Raw genomic sequence first — 18,822 nt, 5'->3', positions numbered from 1 at the left:
TTTTCTAATTAAAAAATAGTTTAAAATAATCATTCACACGCAGAGGACTTACCTGACGGACGAGTGTCTGCCACCTGCCGGACGAGCTTCCGTTACCTGCCAGACGAACATCAACAACCTGCCGGACGAAGCCAGTCATCTGCCGGATTAATGCGCCCATCTTTTCTTCACATCATCCCACACCGCCGATGCATCGGGACGTGGCGGCGCATCAGCCGGAATAAGATGTCCCAGATACGTTCGCCGCCCGTCGACGACGCTTTCAAAGCGGTTTACATCCTTGTCGACCGTATTCTCAAGCTCTTTCAGCAAGGTTTCCCTCAACGTGCGGCAAGTAACGGAACCGGCCGCGATATAATTTGAAAAATACCGTTTCACGTCCTCCGGGAAAAGCAGTCCGGCTCCTTTGTCATAAAGGCGGATATGTTTTTTGAAGATTTCCAGAATAAGTTTTTGATGGTCTACAAAAAGCTTTCCCAAACCGGAATGCTGCCCGGCCAATTCCATATATGACTGGAAAGTAGAAAGTTGGTCCACCAACTTTTCCCAAGGCAACACGGGTTGTAACGGACAATGATTGCCTTCATCCGCCAAACGGCTCACAAGAGACGACGGTGTTTCTATATTACTCCTATTATTGTTTACAACAGAAACACTTCCTTTACTCTCCTCTTCTTTACTCTCCTCTTCTCTCCTCTTCTGGTTTTCAGTGGGTTTTCTCCCTTTACTGACGGGCGTTTCAGCACTTTTTGCCACCTTTTTCGGACGCCCTCCTTTTTTACCGTTTTCGATGTCCATTTTCCGCTTCTCTTCCAAGCTTTTCATCACCCTATCCAAGTAAGAAGAACGAAACATCTGTCGTTCCTCATCCAGTTCGAAGAGATCGAATTCGCGAAGCACCCGCTCCACCGCTACTTCATCCACATCATACCGCCGGGCCATGGCCTTCAGTAAAACCGGTTTGCACGACGCCTCATAAGCATCTTTAGTGCGCAGATGCAACAGCAAGATCACGTAAATTCCGAGTGCTTCCGCGGCATTCATCTCCGACATCATACTGGCAATATTGTCGTCATTCAACAAATTTACCTCCAAATTGAAATACTGATCTTTCTTCATTTTCATTTATCATTTATTATTCCACATTTAATACTTCCGGGGCGCAAAGGTGCGAAATGTATTTTATTCCAGCTATCGCAAAAATGAGAGTTGGATTATATATTTTTTATCAGACCTTTGCCAAATATTATTAATACCCCCAAACAATATGGATACAAAACGCAACCAAACTTTGGAAGAAATAGAAGAAAATAAAATAGTAAGCGAGCATTATCAGAACAGAATAAAGCTGATAAAAGAGCTCCTGAAAACGTCACAGCTAGTCATAGGAGACCTCTGCGTTCATATCAACATCAGTGAAGCCTCCTACCACCGCTACACAAATTTCACCAGCTATATGAAGACAGACATTTTCATACATGCTTGCATCTTTCTCAAGCAATATATCGAAAGTCACCACATTCCTTATACCCAAGAAGAAAAACGGCTTATAAAAACATTAGACCTGTTTCAGATTTCCTCAAATAGCAACTTAAACTGCAATTAAAACACAGAAAAGAAGAAACTTATCATAAGTTTTATTACATTTGCAATGTAATAAAAGTCTTTAAAACTTAAAAAATGAATGATAGCGAAACAGACAGCCAATCAATAAAAGCACTGATCGTTTTCAGAGAAAACGGAGAAACCGACAATCTATTTGTTCCTATCTTATGCGATGCTATCAGAATGGCTGGAATTGACGTGCGATGTTCCACAAAAGAGTTTTGGGACTCGGATAAGCATTATGATATCATACATTTCCAGTGGCCGGAAGAAGTGGTGGGATGGACATGCAACGATCCTGATATCATCAGGCGTCTGGAAGAGCGAATCAGTTTTTTTCGTTCCGGGGGAACGCGCTTTGTCTACACACGCCACAATGTCCGTCCGCATTACGCAAACGGAATCATCAGCCGGGCCTATGACATTATCGAATCGCAGAGTGATATCGTTGTACACATGGGACGGTTTAGCCGGGACGAATTTCTCACGAAGTATCCTGACAGTCAAAATGTTATTATCCCTCATCACATTTACCAGTATACCTATAAAGAAGATATCAGCGTAGAGCGTGCACGTCAGTATCTCAACCTCTCGCAAGATGCATTCATCGTCACGGCTTTCGGAAAATTCCGCAACCGTGAAGAAATACGCATGGTGCTCGGAGCTTTCCGCGCCTGGGACGAGGAGCACAAGATGCTGCTGGCTCCGCGCCTCTACCCCTTTTCGAGACGCAACAGCTATGGCAGGAATATCATCAAACGATGGATTTCAAAAGCCGGATACTATCTGCTCATGCCGCTGCTCAACCGTATGTATAAACTACAGGCGGGAGCCAACGACGAGCTGATAGACAACTGCGATCTGCCCTACTATATGGCTGCTTCAGACGTGATATTCATCCAGCGGAAAGATATACTGAATTCGGGTAATGTCCCCCTCGCCTTCCTCTACCACAAAGTCGTGGTGGGTCCCAAGGTGGGAAACATCGGCGAACTGCTTTCCGAAACCGGTAACCCGACTTTCGATCCCGACGACAAGAAAGACATCCTGCGAGCACTCGAAGAAGCCCGCCGGCTTGCCGCATGGGGACAAGGGGAAGTGAATTACGCATACGGTATGGAAAACATGAGCATCCGCAAAGTGGGACAAGCATACGCGCAAACATATAAACAAGCAATCAATGGCTAATAACATTAAGAGTCAACTATTTTCGGGGGTATTTTACACAGCGCTGGCCAAATACAGTGGCGTCGTCATATCCCTTGTTGTGGCAGGAATTCTGGCCCGTCTGCTATCACCGGACGACTTCGGCATCGTAGCTGTTGCCACCGTCATCATCGCCTTCTTCAATCTTCTCACCGACATGGGAGTGTCTCCCGCCATCGTGCAGCACAAATCGCTGACTAAAGATGATTTGTCGGACATCTTCTCATTTACTATATGGACGGGCATCGGAATCAGCATTCTGTTTTTCGCTTCTTCGTGGATCATCGCCGATTACTACCAAAGTGACACCCTGCGCATCCTGTGCCAACTGCTGTCCGTCAACCTGTTCTTCGCCTCCGCCACCATTGTGCCGGGAGCCATGTTCTACCGGAACAAAGAATTTAAATTCATTGCTATCCGTAGCTTCGTCATTCAGATTTCGGCAGGTGCAGCCGCGGTAACCGCCGCCCTCTGCGGAGCAGGATTGTACGCATTGATTATCAATCCAATCGTATCCAGCGTACTGATCTTCGTAATTTCCTTTCAGCGTTACCCGCAACGGTTGCGTTTCACACTCGGACTGACGGTACTCCGAAAGATATTTTCCTATTCCGCCTATCAATTCCTGTTCAATGTCATCAACTATTTCAGCCGCAATCTGGACAAACTGCTGATTGGCAAATACATGAGTATGTCCGATCTGGGATATTACGAAAAATCGTATCGTTTGATGATGCTGCCCTTGCAGAATATCACGCAGGTAATCACTCCGGTGATGCACCCTATTTTCAGCGATTTCCAGAATGACAAGGGAAAACTGTTGAGTTCCTACGAACGCATCGTCCGTTTCCTCGCCTTTATCGGTCTGCCGCTTAGCGTGCTGCTTTTCTTCACGGCAGAGGAAGTGACGCTTATTATTTTTGGCGATCAATGGATGCCGTCCGTACCCGTGTTCCGGATACTGTCGCTCTCCGTAGGGATTCAGATTATACTCTCTTCGTCCGGCTCCATCTTTCAGGCGGCAGGCGATACACGAAGTTTGTTTGTGTGCGGAGTGTTTTCGTCCGCGTTCAACGTGGCGGGAATTTTGCTCGGCATCTTCCATTTCGGAACCCTGACAGCAGTGGCCAGTTGCATTGTGGTGACATTCACCATCAACTTTATACAGTGTTATTGGCAGATGTACCGGGTGACCTTCCGGCAAAGTGCCTGGCCGTTCATCCGTCAGCTTATTTCTCCGTTGGTGATTAGCATTTTGATAGCATTAGCCCTCATTCCAATGCAATATGCACTGGAAGGGATGAATATTTTTGTGACAATTATTGCTAAAGGTATCGTTAGTTTTATTATCTTTGGCATTTATATACAGATGACGCATGAGTATGACATGATCGGTAAAGTGCGGTCGTTAAGAAAAAAAAGTCTATAGCTATGAATATACGCGACATTTTTATAACGCTACGTTATAAAATAAGTTATGGTAGCACTGTGGAATGGTACAATTTCTGGTACATCGTCTTGCGAAAAAAGAGAAAAATCACACCGCAAGTAGCTTCCATCGACGAAACGATACGTAAAATCATCGACGACCGTTGCTCTGTCAGCCGTTTTGGCGACGGTGAAGTGTTGCTCACCAGTCCGGAAAAGGAAATCCGTTTCCAGAAAGGTGATCCGTTATTGGCTAAAAGACTGACCGAAGTGCTGCAAAGTCACGAAGAAGGACATATTGTCTGCATCTCCGACGCATTCCGCGATTTGTATCGCTACAATCGCAAAAGTCGCCGGTTCTGGAGAACTCATTTTTATCTGTACGGTTCTTGGTGGGACCGTTTGCTGGTAGCGGGACGAAAATATTATAATACATTCGTCACCCGTCCGTATATGGATTTTGCCCGCAAAGAAGATTCCGCCCGATGGTTTCACGACATGAAGGGCATTTGGGACAACCGGGACATCGTCTTCATCGAAGGGGAGAAAAGCCGGCTCGGAGTGGGCAACGATCTTTTCGATAATGCCCGGAGCATCCGGCGTATTCTTTGTCCGCCCAGAGATGCATTCGAACGCCTGGAAGACATCAAGCGGGAAGCCTGCAAAGTGGAAAAAGAAGCCTTGTTACTGATTGCCCTCGGCCCCGCAGCCACTGTGTTGGCCTACGATTTGTTTAAAGCCGGCTATCAGGCCATCGACGTTGGTCATGTGGACGTAGAGTATGAATGGTGGCGGATGGGAGCCCATAAAAAAGTGAAACTGGAACGAAAATATGTCAACGAAACTGCCATTGGCAGCGAAGTGGCGGATGCCGGAGAAGAATACCGGAAACAAATCATCGCCCAAATCGTTTGAGGAAGAAAAAACAGTTTGAGAAAGAAAAAACAGAATAAACAATTATTGAATACTGAAAATAAGAATGAAAGCTCTTTTCCTTATATTTCACGGCTTCAATGAGGCCAACGGAATTAGTAAGAAGATACGTTATCAGGTGAAAGCCCTCAAAGATTGTGGAGTGGATGTTCGCTTGTGTCATTATGATGTGACCTCTTATGGCGAACGGCGTTGGATGGTGGATGACGAAGTGATCGCCGATTTCGGCACGGGCTTTGCCGCAAAGATTTGGAAACGTGTCTACTACTCTCCTATTCTTGACTATGCACGCCGCGAAGGAATCGACTTTGTATATATGCGCTCTTTTCACAATGCCAGTCCGTTCACCCTCCGGCTGGTGAAGTCGTTGAAACGTACAGGCGCAAAAGTGGTGATGGAAATTCCTACTTATCCTTACGATCAGGAGTACGTCACCCGTTCCATGAAATTTCATCTAGCCATCGACCGCTGTTTCCGTCACAAGCTCGCAAAGGCTCTGGACGGTATCGTCACTTTCTCCAATGCGGAAGAAATATTTGGCGGAAACACCATACGCATCTCCAACGGAATTGATTTTGAGGCGATTCCGATGAAGAAGCAGCAGAATGACACATCGAAAGAGTTGCACTTGATCGGAGTGGCGGAAGTGCACTACTGGCACGGCTTCGACCGCCTTGTGCGCGGATTGGCAGATTATTACTGCAACAATCCGGAATATAAAGTATATTTCCATATTGTAGGCCCGCTGTCCGGCGAACGGGAACGGGCGGGGATCTTGCCTGTTGTCCGTGACAACCATCTCGAACCGTATGTTCTTCTGCATGGTCCTTTGCATGGCGACGAACTGGATGCGATGTTCGAAAAAGCAGATTTTGCCATTGGCAGCCTGGGACGCCACCGCAGCGGAATTACGTATATCAAAACGTTGAAAAACCGCGAGTATGCCGCACGTGGCTTCGCGTTCACTTACTCGGAAACCGACGACGACTTCGACCACATGCCGTATGTATGGAAGGTGGCACCCGACGAATCTCCGGTGGATATTCAGGGACTGATCGACTTCCGGAAAACGCTGAAAATGACGCCTGCCGAGATACGCGAATCGGTCTGCCCGCTATCGTGGAAGGCGCAAATGCAGAAAGTGATCGACGCCATAAAGACCAAAGATAAATAAACAAAAACACAATTAATAACAAACAATATTCTGATAAACATGAAAATAGCCTACTGCATCCCCGCCCTCTACTACCCTAGCGGCATGGAACGGGTATTGACCCTGAAAGCAAATTACTTCGCCGAAGTGTTTGGTTATGAAATACATATCATCCTCACAGACGGCAAGGGCAAGAAACCGTACTACGAACTGCATCCGTCCATCACTCTTCATCAACTTGACATTGATTATGATGAATTGAACGGAATGTCATTCTATAAAAAACTACCTAAATATATTGCGAAACAAGGACGTTTTAAAAAGAAACTCAACGAATGTCTGCACCAAATTCGTCCGGACATTACTATCTCCCTGCTCCGTCGTGACATCAATTTCATCAATCGGATGACGGACGGCAGCACAAAGTTGGGTGAAATACACTTTAACAAATCTAATTACCGAGATTTCAGCAACAGCCGTCTGCCCGCATTCTTACGGGCAATCGTAAGCAATTATTGGAGAGAGCAGTTATACCGGCAACTTCGCCAGTTGAAACGTTTCATCGTATTGAGCCACGAGGATGCACAGGAATGGACGGAACTGGATAATGTTGAAGTGATCCATAACCCTCTTCCTTTTTTTCCCGACCAAATATCTGACAATAGCCATAAACAGGTAATAGCGGTAGGGAGATATGTTCCGCAGAAAGGATTCGACCGCCTGATCCCGGCTTGGCAACTCGTTGCCAGAAAGCATCCCGACTGGATACTGCGTATCTACGGAGACGGTATGCGTGAGCAACTGCAACAGCAGATTGACTCTTTAGGAATCACTGCCAGTTGTATATTGGAACCTACTGTTTCCAATATTGTCGACAAGTACTGTGAAAGTTCAATTTTTGCCCTTTCATCACGTTTCGAAGGTTTTGGAATGGTTATTATAGAAGCAATGGCATGTGGCGTGCCGCCCGTATCATTCACCTGTCCCTGCGGCCCGCAGGATATTATCAGCGACGGAAAAGACGGTCTGCTGGTAGAAGACGGGAATATCGAACAACTGGCGGAGAAAATCTCTTATTTAATAGAGAATGAAGATATACGTAAGAAAATGGGACAGCAGGCGCGTATGGACGTCCAGCGCTTCCGAATAGAAAATATTGCCGAACAATGGAAACAACTATTTGAAAGCCTGATTATCCCGGTTAATGAAAACAAATAAAGCATTCAATATCTATGGAATGGTATTCTAAGTATTTACAGGTTTATGAGAAACCTTTTGCGGAAGCTCCGCAAGCCGTTATCGAGGAAGTACGCCGCAATCTGGCCGGATTGCAGAGTAACGAACCGCTTGTCACTGTATCACTCATCGGATACAATGAGGAAAAACATCTGCTTGCCTGCCTCTGGTCGTTGAGCGAGATGAAATGTAAATATCCTGTAGAAATCATTGGTGTGGACAACGAATCGAAAGATCGCACTGCGGAGATTTACGAGGCTTGCGGTGTGCCTTATTTCACGGAAACGCAACATAGTTGTGGTTTTGCCCGTCTTTGCGGACTGAACCATGCCCGTGGAAAATATCATATCAACATTGATTCTGACACGATGTATCCGGCAAAGTATGTGGAAACAATGGTGGATGCGCTCGAAAAGCCGGGTGTAGTGGCTGTCAGCTCGCTTTGGAGTTATATTCCCGACAAGGATCACTCTTGGATGGGGCTGAAAATCTATGAGGCTGCACGCGACTTGCATTTATGGTTGCAGTCTTTCAAGCGTCCGGAGCTTAGTGTGCGCGGACTGGTATTTGCTTACCGGACGGAATGTGCGAGGAAAACGGGAATCCGCACGGATATTATCCGCGGTGAAGACGGATATCTGGCTTTGCAGCTCAAGCAATTTGGAAAGATTGCATTTGTACGGAAAAGACGTGCGCGTGCCGTCACCGGATATGGGACGGTGGGAGCCGACGGAACTTTGTTCAATAGTTTCAAGGTGCGTGTCGTCAGCAGATTAAAAGGTATCGGAGGACTGTTCACCCAAAAGAAGGAATATAAGGATGAGGAGAGTAATCTAGTAAAAAAGAAGTAAGAAAGGAAAGCCTATGTGCAAGAATCTCAATATCGGTATCGTTTTATTTTTAATTATTGGCTTAGTTATGTCGGGATGTATCCGCAAACTGAATCTATATCAAGGAGATAAAGACGAGGATGAAAACAAGGATAATGGAAAGAGGCGGGATGTCATCTGCGAAACGGAATTCATATACCCGTTCGGTAATGAAACAGCCGATAAAGAAATAGAAATAACCATTCACCTGAAAGCAGACAGACAGGTAGGATATCTGTATACGGAAATACCAACATTGAAATATAACAAAGATTGGCTGTTTCTGATGACACAAGACGACTGTATGCATTCAGCCTTTTCATATACATGGGCTGCCATTCATGGCAAACCTTTATCTTATATTTACTACTGCGATCTGGCTCATCTGCAAAACGGTGATTTGCCTCCTGATTATTATTCATTAGGAAAAACATTAGCTACCACCAATGGTACCGGACAGGAAGTACGTTTCTCTTTCGGAACTACCGTGGCTGCCGATGATGATTTAATGAACACACAAACATGGGTACAAAATGGATATACAAGAGATTATTTCCGCTTTTATAAAAAGACAATGTTAGTATGGGGCAACTTGCAGGAAATGATGAATTACGGAGTAAGCATCGCTTTCCATGACTTGAATCTACCTGACGAAGATAAAACAGAAGATAAGTTGCTGGCACAATTTCCTGTTGCTCAAAGCATGATACGTGAGAAACTGAATAATCGAACTTGTAAAATGCTGGCAGAGCCTAATGGAGATAAAAATTATATCAAAGCGGCTTTGAGATATGATAAAATCAGAACCCTGTGTGCACAAAGCGGAGCTACAAAACTCTATCCATTTCAAGAAAACGGAGATATTGAACAAGTAGTGATCGAAAGAGCTTTCTATGACCCACCCGAAGGTAGCGGGCTGACAAATCCGGATATGATTAAGGCGGCTATTCTCAAGGAAATGGAAAATCCAAAAGAAGAGCGGGCAGCTATTTCTATAGGTGCCCATAATACAGATACTGGTTGGGTAAACTTCTTGGAATGGCTCAACGACACATACGGACGAGATGGTGACGACTCTATGTGGTTTACCAACCAGGAAGAATATTATGAATATTATTACTATCGTTTGCACAGCAAACCGGAAATCAAACAGGTAAATACGCACACGTGGAAACTGACACTAAATCTGAATGGAGAGGACTCCGCTCCTTTCTATTACCCTTCCGTGACTGTAAATATTTTCGGGCTTAAAATGGGGGACATTGAAAGCATAAAATCAAATGAAGATGTTACAGGACTCTCTTATGGTGACCATAAAGATTTCTTCATGCTAAATATCGACTGCCGAAAATACCTGGCGGAACACGCCGAGAATTTCGTGAAACGATATGAAGCGAATCCGACAGATGTTTCTGCCAAAGCGGACGCCAACTACTTTGTGAATATGCTGAAAGATTCGGATAAAAAGACGGAGTTGAAGAAACGAATCGAATAAATGGCCGGACGCAAAACGAACTGTTAAGCTATTTGGGCATAAACGAATAAAAAAGATGGAACGTAGAGAAAGAAAAAGAAGAAGTAATAAACAAATATAATTATGAACGAAACCATGACCCTTTGTCTTGAAATTATTTTCTGGCTTGCCCTGTTCGTTGTGTTCTACACCTATTTGGGCTATGGAATTGTGCTTTATATTCTTGTCAAGTTGAAAGAGCTTTTCGTGAAGCCTGTGAAACGTTCGTTGCCGGCATCGGACGCAGACCTGCCGGAAGTTACCCTCTTCATTACGGCATTCAACGAAGAAGATGTAGTGGACGAGAAGATGGAAAACAGTCTTGAGCTGGATTATCCTGCGGACAAGCTGCACATCGTATGGGTGACGGACGGAAGCGATGACGGTACGAACGAACGATTGCAGACGCGCTGGCAGGGGAAAGCGACCGTACATTTCCAACCGCTCCGGCAAGGTAAGACGGCTGCAATGACACGTGGAATGACGTTGGTGGACACTCCGCTCGTTGTTTTTACGGATGCCAACACGATAGTGAACCGGGAGGCAATACGGGAAATTGTGCTTGCTTTCCAGGATCCGAAAGTGGGCTGCGTGGCTGGTGAAAAACGGATTGCCGTGCAGACCAAAGACGGGGCGGCTGCCGGTGGTGAAGGTATTTACTGGAAATACGAATCAACCCTGAAAGCACTTGATGCACGGCTCTACTCGACCGTAGGAGCAGCAGGCGAACTGTTTGCCGTACGTAACGAGCTGTTCGAAGCGATGGAGCCGGATACGTTGCTCGACGATTTTATTCTTTCACTCCGGATCACAATGAAAGGTTACACCATCGCTTATTGTACGAATGCTTATGCCATCGAAAGTGGTTCGGCGGATATGCGCGAAGAAGAAAAGCGAAAAGTGCGCATCGCTGCGGGAGGATTGCAGTCTATCTGGCGGCTTCGTCCGTTGCTGAATCCCTTCCGATACGGGATACTTAGCTTTCAATATACGTCGCACCGGGTATTGCGATGGTCTATTACTCCGTTCCTGTTGTTTGCGCTCTTCCCGCTGAATATTGCGATTCTGCTGTTGGGTGGTTCCACGATATTTTACGGAGTGCTGCTTGCCATGCAGGTTCTTTTTTACGGATTGGGATATTGGGGATATTACCTGTCTACGAAACAGATAAAAAACAAGTTGCTCTTTATCCCCTACTACTTTTTATTTATGAATGTCAATGTGCTGAAAGGCATCCGCTATCTCAAGAAGAAAAAAGGAAGCGGAGCTTGGGAAAAGGCAAAGCGCGCTGAAAAGTAAGAACAAACGCTATTATCTTTTGTTATCCTTAATTATAAGACATAAGTCTCTATCATCTAATAAAAAACAGACATGGACAGAATATTACATGATGCGAATAACGCACAAAGAATATTGAAACTGACGGCAGATACAATGCTATTGGTTGACAGGCATGGCGTCTGCGTAGACATTGAGCCTCATTGTGATCTATGGTTTCTGCAAGAGGATATACTTTTAGGAAAAAATATATTTGAGCTTTTACCGGAATATACAAGAGAGAGGGTGATGCCCATCTTTCAGATTGTGCTCGAAGAGCAGCGTAGCATCAGCAAGAACTTCAAGCTGGTGCTGAATGACGAAATTTTCTACTTCAAATGCCTCATGTTTCCGTATGATGGCATGGTGCTTTGCCAATATCGCGACATCACGCAAAGAAGCAATGTAAAAAGACGGTTGGAACAAGCAAATCTCACCCTGCGGGCCATCCAAAAGGTAGCCCAGATAGGACAATGGGCGTACAATACGAATCAGAATATTTTCCATTATTTGGGTTATACAGGCGTTTTGTGTGAGGAAAGTGTGCAGAATCTCGCCATTGAAAAATATGTGGAACTGATTGTAGAAGAAGACCGTCAGAGTTTCAGGGAATGGTGTCGGGTGAACGAAAGGGAGCTCAACATGGAGAGCATCAGCTATCGCGTCCGACTGAACGGGGAAATCTTCTATATGCGTATCCAGACTTATTTGCGTGAAGAGCGCCCCGACGGCAGTTTCAACATCGAGGGGTATATTCAGAATATTACGGACATACAGCATCGCAGAAATGACATCAATACGTTGACGCACGCTATCAACAACGCCAAAGAGAGTATCTTTGCCGCCAGACCCGATGGCACGATTATCTTCGCCAATCGTCGTTTCCTGCACAATCACGGTATTCCCGAAAGTGAGGATATCAGTCAGTTGAAAATCTACAATGTCGCCGCAGATATGCCTACGCAAGAGGCTTGGGACGAACGTTGTAAAGATGTCATACACGGTGGCAGCAGTAACTTTGTGGCTCATCATCCATCGAAAATCAATAAAGGTATATTGGCTTACGAAGGTACGATGTACAACGTCACCAATGACTCCGGAGAAGAAAGTTACTGGTCGTTTGCTCATGATATTTCCGAGAGGATTCGATACGAAGCCCAAATCAAACGGCTCAATCAAATCATGGATACGACAATCAATAATCTCCCCGCGGGGATTGTTGTGAAGGAGATCAACAATGATTTCCGGTACATTTATCGAAATCGGGAGGCTTATAACCGCGATCTTTACAAGAACGATCCTGTCGGTAAGAATGACTTCGATTTCTATCCGCCTATCGTGGCCGAGAAGAAGAGACAGGAGGATATTCAAGTGGCCACCAGTGGAAAAGGTATGCACTGGACGGTGGAAGGAAAGGATCGGAACGGAAACCTGATTATCCTTGACAAGCGGAAAATCCGGGTGGATGGGGACGAACTGTCTTCGCCTATCATCGTCAGCATCGAATGGGATGTCACGGAACTGGAAATGATGAAGCGGGAGCTACTGTCTTCGAAGGAAAAGGCGGAAATGTCTGATAGTTTGAAATCAGCTTTCCTTGCCAATATGAGTCATGAGATACGTACTCCGCTGAATGCTATTGTGGGGTTCTCGCATCTCATTGCCGAAAGTGATGATGCGGAAGAACGAAAGACGTACTACAACATCGTAAACGCGAACAACGAGCGTCTTTTGCAACTTATCAACGAGATTCTCGATCTCTCGAAGATTGAATCGGGAACTATCGAGTTTTCCTTCGGACCGGCTAGTCTCCATAATCTCTGCCGGGAAGTGTACGATGCTCATATATTCCGTACTCCGCAGGGAGTAAGCCTTGTCTATGAGTCTTCGGACGAGAGTCTGATGATTGAAACGGACAAGAATCGGGTATTCCAGGTGATTTCGAATCTGATTGGGAATGCTGTTAAGTTTACGAAAGAAGGAAGTATCAGTTATGGTTATAAGCTGGTGGATAACCAGATTGTTTTCCACGTAACGGATACCGGAACAGGAATTGAGCCGGAGAAAGTGGGTCGTGTGTTCGAACGTTTTGCCAAGCTGAACAATCATGCACAGGGCACTGGGTTGGGATTATCTATCTGTAAGTCTATCGTTGAACGGCTCGGGGGCAAGATTTCCGTCAGCTCCGAATTTGGTAAGGGAACGACGTTTACATTTACTTTGCCGTATACGGTTGCAGAATCCGTGAGTGTAGATTCGGAGAAAAAGAATGATGATGAGACAAGCGGAGGTATGAGCAGTGCTGTAAATACACGGCATGCTTGTATTTTGGTTGCCGAAGATACGGACAGTAACTTTGATTTATTGGAGGCTATCTTAGGTAAGGAGCACCGGATTATTCGTGCGCATGACGGAATGGAGGTTGTCACGATGTTCGATGAGGTGAAACCCGATCTTATCCTGATGGATATTAAAATGCCGAATTTGGATGGATTGGAGGCAACGAAAATCATTCGGGAGCTGTCTGCCACTGTTCCTATCATTGCTCAAAGTGCCTTTGCTTATGAGCAGGACCGGAAAGCGGCGAAGGAGGCCGGATGCAATGATTTTATAGCTAAACCGATAGCGGATGATAAGCTGAAAGCTATGATTCATAAATGGTTGTCGCCTCCGTAAAAGGGCACATATTATAGAGTACATATTGTATAGAAAACGCTTTAATAGTGATATAATCACCCAATAACTTAGATTAGATGAAAGCCTTTTACAGACTGTTTTATTACATATCCATCGTGCTGACCAGTATTTTGGCAGGAGTTACCATTGCGGGCGCCTTCGTAGGTAATGCCGCACCGGATAGTTTCAAATTTATGCCTTTCATCGGTTTGATGTTACCGATACTTTTGTTGGCTAATCTTGCTTCTGTCATCTACTGGACGATCCGTTGGCGGTGTTGGGTTTTCATCCCTCTGATTGCTATATTCAGTAACTGGAGCTATATTAGTTGTGTGATTCAATCTTCTTTTTTCAGCCCGGCTTCGGCTCCAATGGTCAAAATGAATGCGTATACTCCTGGTATTTTAACTGTTGCTACTTACAATGTTGACGCTTTTAATCATGAGCATACCGGTTATTCATGCAAAGAGATAGCCTCTTACATGAGAAATCTGCAAGCAGATATTCTCTGTTTTCAGGAGTTTGGCATTAATGATGAGTTTGGTGTAGACAGTATAGCTGCGGTTCTTTCTGATTGGCCGTATTATTATATCCCTATTTCTCCCGAAGGAAAACATTTGTTGCAGCTGGCTGTTTTCAGCCGCTACCCCATCAAGGAGGAGAATCTTATCGTCTATCCTGATTCGAAAAATTGCAGTCTCTGGTGTGATATTGAGACTAATGCCCGTACTATCCGCCTGTTCAACAATCATCTCCAAACAACGGAAGTGAGCCAGAACAAGCGCAAACTGGAAAAGGGACTCCACACGGATGATTCTCAAAGGGTGGAACGTGCTGCTTTGGGATTGATTGACGGATTGCATGAGAATTTCCGGAAACGTGCCGTACAAGCTAATACTCTAAAGCAACTGATAGCTGCCTCCCCCTATCCTACTATCATCTGCGGTGACTTTAACTCTCTGCCGTCTTCGTATGTTTATCACACTGTAAAAGGTGATAAGTTGCAGGATGGCTTTCAGACGAGTGGTCATGGGTATATGTATACTTTCAAGTTTTTCAAGCATCTGTTAAGAATCGACTATATTCTCCATTCACCGGAACTGAATAGTACGGATTACTTCTCGCCGGATCTTACTTATAGCGATCATAATCCGGTGGTGATGAGGGTGAAGTTATAAAAGAGTAAGAGGATGATAAGCTAATAATCATATCCTTAAAGATATTCCGTTTATATCAAAATCTTACTGATAATAAAAAAGGCTGTCCCGAACACGAGACAACCTTTCATTATTTTGAGATTTTATCGAATTAATGGAATATATAACGAAGACTAAACTGAACAGAGTAAGTAGATCTAAAATCTTTATACTTTGTATACGTTTCAGTCAATCTTTTGCCACTATTCTTTTGGAATGTATATCCCTTGCCTTCTCCAGTAGTACTATTTCCCTTATCGTAAGCCAAGAGATTGGTATTATTTACGGTCTTATACAATCCCCAATCTGAATTTAACAAATTCAAGAAGTTCTTAATATCAACACCAAATTGAAGAGTATGACGTTTACCACCAACTTTAAGATAGAAATCTTGCATAAATTTCAAATCCAATTGATGATGCCAAGGCATAACCACTCCACCGCGATCTACATATTCGCCTTTGTGCTTCTTCAAATAGCTATCTTGGTTGATATATGCCCAAAAGTCATCTTTTTGTTGATCTGCACTATAAATTTGCCCGTCTAATTTATAGTCATCATATGTTCTATTTACACTATTATATGTTTTTTCCGCAAATGTCCAATTATTCAGCTCTTCTCTTGAAGCAGGAATATATAATAAGTTATTAGCTCCACCATCGCCAACAATGTTGCCAGCAAATGTATAGGAATAACGAGCATAACCATAACCACCAGCATATCCCATATTCATTCCTTCATAAATGAATGATAATGAGGAAGCAAATCTTTTAGCATATTCCAAACGATAACCAGCTGAAGCTACAATACGGTGAGGAGAAACATAGGTACCATAACCTGTTTCATGTTCATTAATACCGCCTACAGAATAAGTATTTGTTCTATATGCAGAAGTTACCTGATCACCAATACCATCACTGTACGCCTTAGCTTTCGAATGTGTATATGCTGCAGACAAATACAAGCCAAAATCAAAAGATTTAGCTAATTGAGTAGTAATAGAATAATAATAGGCCTTGTGACCACCATTCTCTATATAGAATACATTCTGTTTTCCACCTGCGTTTGTCCATGAAGCATCAGAGTATTTGCTATATGAGTCACGTGTATCATTCGGATTAAAAGTGATCGTAGCTTCTGAAGGCTTAATAGCTTTATTAGAAATAACGGCAGGATTGATGTCTTTATTAAAAATACCTTCTATTGAGAAATCAATATCCCCCGGAAGTTTAGCATCAAAGGCTAAAGAGGTTTTCCAAGTAGATGGCATCTTTAAATCTTTATCAATAATAGTTGGATCTGTAGGAGCTTTAATATCAGCAATTCTACCATTCGGATACAATTCATTCAATACTCCTGATACAGAAGGTTGAAAATGAGGTTTCAAAGCTGCATCAGCTACCTTAGTATAATAATATTGATTCTGACCGACATTAGAGTTTCCAACCGCAGATACTAACCATACAAATGGTAAACGACCTACATAAAGCCCAGTACCTCCACGAAGAACATATTTACGCTCACCGGTAATATCCCAATTGAATCCTACACGTGGAGACACAGAAATCTTTGCAGAAGGAACTTGATCTGTAGAGTAGCTTACTCCGCCAAACTCACATCTTGCAAAATCTTCATTATAGTTATTCTTTAGAGAAGGATATTTAGGCATCTCAAAACGAATACCAGCAGTCAACTTAAAGTTCTCACTAATATTCATCTGATCTTGTAAATACAATGAATATTGCAAAGTTTTCATTTCAGCCTTAAATTGGCTATAATCTGCCGCATTAGAGTGTGTGATAGCAAAAGCCTTAGGATATTCATTATTTACGAAGCTATCCCATGATTTATACACATAATATCCATTACCAGCTTGTTGGAAACCATTTGTAGCCTTGTTATACTCAAACTGGAAACCAGCCAATAAATTATGAATACCTGCCGTATAAGACATTTCATCTGTGAGAACAAATGTTCTGGCTTGAGCTAAGTTGCCCGGAGAAAAGATATCTGGTCCAATACGTGCATAAACAGCACCGTCTTCCAAAATATCAATTGATGGAAAATCTGCTGCTCCCTCATAGCTTCTTGGCTCATCTTGGAAGGAGTAAGTGACACGTGTCACATTATTCAAACTACCATCTAACCATTTTGAGTTCCATTCTGAAGCATACGATGTAAAGTTATATTCCTTGAAGTAACGAGAATTTTCAAAATACATAGCAGCATTATGATTCACATTCCCAGATCCTTTGGAAGCTGCTGTTCCACCATCATAAATATCTGTTGCATAGAAAGGAGAAACAGAAGAAGTTGGGCCACTATTATCTTTTGAATGGGCACGTGTAAAACGGAAATTGAGTTTATTATTATCATTAATATTCCAGTCCAAACGTGCCATGATCTTGTAGGCCGGAGTCTTGATAGAGTATCCCTGATAACGTCCCGGATCATAGTCATACTTGTCTATAAAATAGTTGCGAATCTCATCCATCTTTCCTACTGTAGGACGATTCACATTGGCTGTATTAGATCCCCAATCATCACTGTCGCTTAAACGAGCTCTGCTCTTAGGACCAGCTGTTACATTATCTTCATATTCACCGTTTACAAAGAAAAACAACTTGTTTTTTATGATTGCACCTCCAAAACTAGCGCCATAGAGGTATTTTTGAGATTTCTCACGTATTAACTCTAAATCACCTACCTTATCACCATTCAAATTCTCATTATTTAAATAAGTATAAGCTGTTGCATAGAAATCATTGGTACCACTTTTAGTTACAGCATTGATTGCCCCACCAATGAATCCACTTTGGCGAACATCAAACGGAGTTACAGATACTGCTATTTGTTCCAATGCATCCAAAGAAATAGGTGAACCTCCGCCCGGCAAGTTAGAACCGATACCAAATGAATTACTGAAAGCAGCACCGTCGACAGTTACAGAAGACTGACGGTAATTACCACCACCTACGGCAAAACCATTACCTGTGTTAGCTCCTTGCGGAGTTAAACGCATAATATCATTCATACTACGTCCAACAGTAGGGATCATAGCCATCTGCTCTTCTCCAATATTAGTAATAGCGCCTGCACGGTCACTCTTCATATTGCTGTTTTTTGAAGCCGTCACCACGATTTCATCTAACAATTCAGAGCTTTCTTTTAAAGAAACATTTAAAACATAATTCTCTCCCAATGAAAGGTTAATTCCCTTGTAAATTGCTGTTTGATAACCAACATAAGAAATTTCTACTTTGTAAGGGCCGCCGGTACGCATACCCTGCAGATTAAATTGACCACTGACGTTAGTCACTGTACCATAACGAGTGCCTGATGGTTCGTGAACCGCAACGACTGTTGCTCCAATGATTGGTTCATCTTGTGCGGTCACTTTACCACTCATCGTGGCTGTTGTAACCTGCGCGCTCATCGTGACAGCAATAAACAACATTACTAGCACTAAGAAAGATCGCATTCTCTTTAACATAAATGTAGTTGATTAGTTAATATAAATTGTTTGCTTTTAAAAACTGTGCACAAATATAATTAATAATATTTAGAACTACATTACGATTATACTACATTTTTTTAAGAGAGATAAACGTTTCACTACCTTATAAAATGATAAAGGCTCTACAATATTTGCAGAGCCTTTTATTTTGAAACAGAAAGCATTAGAAATGC

The 18,822-nt window shown here is 43.4% G+C and carries 14 protein-coding genes; 11 read left to right on the top strand and 3 right to left on the bottom strand.

Translation table 11 applies throughout. The features are described 5' to 3' along the window. Window positions 1–4: 4 nt before the first annotated feature. Together Bovatus_RS25420 and Bovatus_RS02375 are read right to left on the bottom strand one after the other, a co-directional pair. Window positions 5–160, bottom strand: a complete 156-nt coding sequence (locus tag Bovatus_RS25420; protein WP_004300369.1) for a hypothetical protein — start codon at window positions 158–160, stop codon at window positions 5–7. Continuing rightward, window positions 148–1,119, bottom strand: a complete 972-nt coding sequence (locus Bovatus_RS02375; RefSeq protein WP_032843448.1) for a DUF7833 domain-containing protein — start codon at window positions 1,117–1,119, stop codon at window positions 148–150. Before Bovatus_RS02375 ends, Bovatus_RS25420 begins: the two co-directional genes overlap by 13 nt. 148 nt (window positions 1,120–1,267) lie before the next feature. Here Bovatus_RS02375 and Bovatus_RS02370 point away from each other — a divergent pair, with 148 nt between their 5' ends. The 11 genes from Bovatus_RS02370 to Bovatus_RS02320 all read left to right on the top strand — a co-directional run bounded on the left by Bovatus_RS02370 (window position 1,268) and on the right by Bovatus_RS02320 (window position 15,114). Beyond that, window positions 1,268–1,606: a hypothetical protein gene (locus Bovatus_RS02370; protein ID WP_004300366.1), complete on the top strand. Its 339-nt coding sequence runs from the start codon at window positions 1,268–1,270 to the stop codon at window positions 1,604–1,606. Window positions 1,607–1,680: 74 nt separating this feature from the next. Beyond that, window positions 1,681–2,793: a glycosyltransferase family protein gene (locus tag Bovatus_RS02365; RefSeq protein WP_004300365.1), complete on the top strand. Its 1,113-nt coding sequence runs from the start codon at window positions 1,681–1,683 to the stop codon at window positions 2,791–2,793. After that, the gene (locus Bovatus_RS02360; RefSeq protein ID WP_004300364.1) at window positions 2,786–4,240 is read left to right on the top strand and encodes a lipopolysaccharide biosynthesis protein; all 1,455 of its coding nucleotides are present in this window, start codon (window positions 2,786–2,788) and stop codon (window positions 4,238–4,240) included. The genes Bovatus_RS02365 and Bovatus_RS02360 overlap by 8 nt, the downstream gene beginning before the upstream one ends. A 2-nt stretch (window positions 4,241–4,242) precedes the next feature. After that, window positions 4,243–5,154, top strand: a complete 912-nt coding sequence (locus tag Bovatus_RS02355; protein ID WP_004300363.1) for an SP_1767 family glycosyltransferase — start codon at window positions 4,243–4,245, stop codon at window positions 5,152–5,154. Between the two features lie 64 nt (window positions 5,155–5,218). Next, window positions 5,219–6,346, top strand: coding sequence for a glycosyltransferase family protein (locus tag Bovatus_RS02350; protein WP_004300361.1), 1,128 nt, complete (start codon window positions 5,219–5,221; stop codon window positions 6,344–6,346). A 39-nt stretch (window positions 6,347–6,385) separates the two neighbouring features. Then, window positions 6,386–7,543 carry a glycosyltransferase family 4 protein gene (locus Bovatus_RS02345; protein WP_004300360.1) on the top strand — a complete coding sequence of 386 codons (1,158 nt, stop codon included), beginning with the start codon at window positions 6,386–6,388 and terminating at the stop codon, window positions 7,541–7,543. 14 nt (window positions 7,544–7,557) lie between these two features. Next, entirely contained in the window at window positions 7,558–8,412 is an 855-nt protein-coding gene (locus tag Bovatus_RS02340) for a glycosyltransferase family 2 protein (protein WP_004300359.1), read from the top strand. Between the two features lie 13 nt (window positions 8,413–8,425). Beyond that, window positions 8,426–9,925, top strand: coding sequence for a polysaccharide deacetylase family protein (locus Bovatus_RS02335; RefSeq protein WP_004300358.1), 1,500 nt, complete (start codon window positions 8,426–8,428; stop codon window positions 9,923–9,925). A gap of 102 nt (window positions 9,926–10,027) precedes the next feature. Then, entirely contained in the window at window positions 10,028–11,242 is a 1,215-nt protein-coding gene (locus tag Bovatus_RS02330; RefSeq protein ID WP_004300357.1) for a glycosyltransferase family 2 protein, read from the top strand. 72 nt (window positions 11,243–11,314) lie between these two features. Further along, window positions 11,315–13,936: a hybrid sensor histidine kinase/response regulator gene (locus Bovatus_RS02325; protein ID WP_004318609.1), complete on the top strand. Its 2,622-nt coding sequence runs from the start codon at window positions 11,315–11,317 to the stop codon at window positions 13,934–13,936. A 77-nt stretch (window positions 13,937–14,013) separates the two neighbouring features. Beyond that, window positions 14,014–15,114 (top strand): endonuclease/exonuclease/phosphatase family protein, encoded by a 1,101-nt coding sequence (locus tag Bovatus_RS02320; protein ID WP_004300354.1) that lies wholly within the window; start codon window positions 14,014–14,016, stop codon window positions 15,112–15,114. Window positions 15,115–15,244: 130 nt separating this feature from the next. On the opposite strand, the gene Bovatus_RS02315 is transcribed toward Bovatus_RS02320, so the two are convergent. Continuing rightward, entirely contained in the window at window positions 15,245–18,625 is a 3,381-nt protein-coding gene (locus tag Bovatus_RS02315) for a TonB-dependent receptor (protein ID WP_004300353.1), read from the bottom strand. Window positions 18,626–18,822 lie beyond the last annotated feature (197 nt).

Origin of the sequence: Bacteroides ovatus (assembly GCF_001314995.1) — a bacterium.
Taxonomy (GTDB): Bacteria; Bacteroidota; Bacteroidia; order Bacteroidales; family Bacteroidaceae; genus Bacteroides; species Bacteroides ovatus.
The sequence above is the reverse complement of the archived record's forward strand: the minus strand, read 5'-3'. Positions and strand labels throughout refer to the sequence as shown.

Bases quoted from the DNA above. Each gene is read 5' to 3' on its own strand.
- Bovatus_RS25420 (WP_004300369.1), bottom strand. From the start codon at position 160: ATGGGCGCATTAATCCGGCAGATGACTGGCTTCGTCCGGCAGGTTGTT.
- Bovatus_RS02375 (WP_032843448.1), bottom strand. From the start codon at position 1,119: ATGAAGAAAGATCAGTATTTCAATTTGGAGGTAAATTTGTTGAATGAC.
- Bovatus_RS02370 (WP_004300366.1), top strand. From the start codon at position 1,268: ATGGATACAAAACGCAACCAAACTTTGGAAGAAATAGAAGAAAATAAA.
- Bovatus_RS02365 (WP_004300365.1), top strand. From the start codon at position 1,681: ATGAATGATAGCGAAACAGACAGCCAATCAATAAAAGCACTGATCGTT.
- Bovatus_RS02360 (WP_004300364.1), top strand. From the start codon at position 2,786: ATGGCTAATAACATTAAGAGTCAACTATTTTCGGGGGTATTTTACACA.
- Bovatus_RS02355 (WP_004300363.1), top strand. From the start codon at position 4,243: ATGAATATACGCGACATTTTTATAACGCTACGTTATAAAATAAGTTAT.
- Bovatus_RS02350 (WP_004300361.1), top strand. From the start codon at position 5,219: ATGAAAGCTCTTTTCCTTATATTTCACGGCTTCAATGAGGCCAACGGA.
- Bovatus_RS02345 (WP_004300360.1), top strand. From the start codon at position 6,386: ATGAAAATAGCCTACTGCATCCCCGCCCTCTACTACCCTAGCGGCATG.
- Bovatus_RS02340 (WP_004300359.1), top strand. From the start codon at position 7,558: ATGGAATGGTATTCTAAGTATTTACAGGTTTATGAGAAACCTTTTGCG.
- Bovatus_RS02335 (WP_004300358.1), top strand. From the start codon at position 8,426: ATGTGCAAGAATCTCAATATCGGTATCGTTTTATTTTTAATTATTGGC.
- Bovatus_RS02330 (WP_004300357.1), top strand. From the start codon at position 10,028: ATGAACGAAACCATGACCCTTTGTCTTGAAATTATTTTCTGGCTTGCC.
- Bovatus_RS02325 (WP_004318609.1), top strand. From the start codon at position 11,315: ATGGACAGAATATTACATGATGCGAATAACGCACAAAGAATATTGAAA.
- Bovatus_RS02320 (WP_004300354.1), top strand. From the start codon at position 14,014: ATGAAAGCCTTTTACAGACTGTTTTATTACATATCCATCGTGCTGACC.
- Bovatus_RS02315 (WP_004300353.1), bottom strand. From the start codon at position 18,625: ATGTTAAAGAGAATGCGATCTTTCTTAGTGCTAGTAATGTTGTTTATT.